The organism is Gordonia rhizosphera NBRC 16068, from assembly GCF_000298195.1.
GTDB lineage: Bacteria > Actinomycetota > Actinomycetes > Mycobacteriales > Mycobacteriaceae > Gordonia > Gordonia rhizosphera.
The window spans coordinates 1-1,657 of record NZ_BAHC01000056.1 but is presented as its reverse complement, the minus strand read 5'-3'; the positions used below and the strand labels follow the sequence as shown (position 1 = coordinate 1,657).

The following is a 1,657-nucleotide window of genomic DNA, read 5'->3' as shown; positions in this document are numbered from 1 at the left end:
AGTGGTCCTGTTCATAAATTCGTCGGGGGTTGCCAGGCGGTGGGGTCGTTGAGGTAGAGGCCGCAGGCACAGTCGAGGGCTTCTTCGGGGCTGCCGAAGGGGTATCCGGTGGGCAGGACCGAGTCTTGGTATTTGCCGCTGCTGGCCAGGTAGATGGCAAATCCCCAGTGACTGGCGGATCCGTTGTAGCGCAGCCGCATCAGCGGCAGGGTGGTGCCGTCGCCGAGTTCACCGTCGACGTAGGCGAACTGGCCGCGGAAGCGAGTGGACACGCTGGTCAGGTCTGGCCATCTGTCGCGAGCGCGGTCGGTCAGTTTCCACTGCAGCGAGGACTTGGTCGACTCCGGGGGTGTGGCCATACCGGTGATGGTGCCCGACCATCGGTACTCGCCGGGCGCGTTCGTCTCGGCGTGTCGAACCCGCCCACCCTGTGACATATGTGATGTATGAGGCATGAGTGATTCATGGTGTGTTGGGTGGCGCAAGTCATGGTGATGACCAGCCCCTATCAGGTGGTTCTCACCGAGGCCGACCGGGCCGTCCTCGAGGCGCAGGTGCGGGCCGCGACGAGCCCGCAACGGGTGGTGTTGCGGGCGGTGATCGTGTTACTGGCCGCGGACGGGCAGCCCAACGCGGCGATCGCCGATGAACTGGGGATTTGTACCGATACTGCCCGCAAGTGGCGGGCCCGGTTCTGTCAGCGTGGGTTGGCCGGGCTGGCCGATGCCCCACGCACCGGCCGGCGACCGATCTACACCCCGGCGCACAAGGCGCGCGTGACCGCCTGGGCGTGTCAGCTACCCGCTGAGCATGATCTGCCGTTATCGCGGTGGAGCACCAGAGAATTGGCCGACCAATTACGCAGCGATGGGATCGAGGCGTCGTTGTCGACGGTCCGGCGGTGGCTGGCTGATGATGCGATCAAACCGTGGCAGTACCAGTCCTGGATCTTCATGCGCGACCCCGATTTCGAGACCAAGGCCGCCCGCGTTCTCGACCTGTACGACCGCCGCTACCAGGGCGAGCCGCTGGGGCCAGATGACTTTGTGATCAGCGCCGATGAAAAACCCTCCATCCAGGCCCGCCGCCGCTGCCACGACACACTGCCGGCCGCCCCGGGGCGGGGACTGCGGGTCAACAACGACTACACCCGCGGCGGCGCGCTGACGTATCTGGCCGCCTACGACGTGCACCGGGCCACCGTGTTCGGACGCTGCGCCCAGTCCACGGGTATCGCCGCGTTCACCGAGCTCGTCGACCAAGTCATGACCCAAGAACCCTACGCCTCAGCGGAGCGGGTGTTTTGGATCGTCGACAACGGCTCCTCACACCGCGGGCAGGCCGCGATCGACCGACTCGCCGCGCGCTATCCCAACGCGATCATGATCCACACCCCGGTGCATGCGTCCTGGCTCAACCAGGTCGAGGTCTTCTTCTCCATCATCCAACGAAAAGTGCTCACACCCAACAACTTCGAAAACCTCAAAGCTCTCGAACAGCGACTACTGACGTTCGAGAAACGCTACAACACGACCGCACAACCCTTCGCCTGGCGCTACACAACCGACGACCTCCGCAAACATCTCGCACGCCTCGACGACCACGAAAAGGCCCGACAAGCCGCATAACCCCCGACGAATTTATGAACAGGACCACT

The 1,657-nt window shown here is 64.3% G+C and carries 2 protein-coding genes; one reads left to right on the top strand and one right to left on the bottom strand.

Features of this window, described 5'->3' with window-relative positions; all coding sequences use genetic code 11:
- Positions 1-11 precede the first annotated feature (11 nt).
- Positions 12-359 (bottom strand): hypothetical protein, encoded by a 348-nt coding sequence (locus tag GORHZ_RS06145; protein WP_040530414.1) that lies wholly within the window; start codon positions 357-359, stop codon positions 12-14.
- A 117-nt stretch (positions 360-476) separates the two neighbouring features.
- Between GORHZ_RS06145 and GORHZ_RS06140 the strand changes: the two genes are divergently transcribed.
- Positions 477-1,628, top strand: a complete 1,152-nt coding sequence (locus tag GORHZ_RS06140; protein ID WP_245551357.1) for an IS630 family transposase — start codon at positions 477-479, stop codon at positions 1,626-1,628.
- Positions 1,629-1,657 lie beyond the last annotated feature (29 nt).